We start from the raw sequence: 330 nt of genomic DNA, 5'->3' as shown, positions 1-330 counted from the left end.
AGAGATGAACCCAAATTCTTCAGCGTTCTCTGGGGAATCTTGACACCTAAATGTTGTCCCATCGACAGCAAGAACATTAAGCTTTAAGTCTTTATCTTGTTGAAGGATATCTCCGTTCCAAGCCTTTACCGTTGTGTGAAACAGAGCCGCTAACGGACTCTCATCTAGACGTCGGCGTGAATCAGTTAGGACACTAGGTGCAACACGAGACCAGCTATCTTCAGGCTTAGGCTGAAGTGCAATGTCTAATGAACTGCATACCTCTTTGATAGACATGTTGCGTTGCAGCCCCATCCAAATAACTAACCAGACAGCTTGCTGAGCGGGAAG

At 46.1% G+C, this 330-nt stretch carries 1 protein-coding gene; it reads right to left on the bottom strand.

Translation table 11 applies throughout. The features are described from left to right. Positions 1-330 (bottom strand): transposase domain-containing protein (locus tag BCT34_RS02485; RefSeq protein WP_198594881.1); only part of this gene is annotated, 330 nt, incomplete at both ends.

It is taken from the genome of Vibrio sp. 10N.261.45.E2, assembly GCF_002875705.1.
Taxonomy (GTDB): Bacteria; Pseudomonadota; Gammaproteobacteria; order Enterobacterales; family Vibrionaceae; genus Vibrio.
Note: the sequence above shows the minus strand (reverse complement) of the source record. Positions and strands in the feature narration are given on the sequence as shown.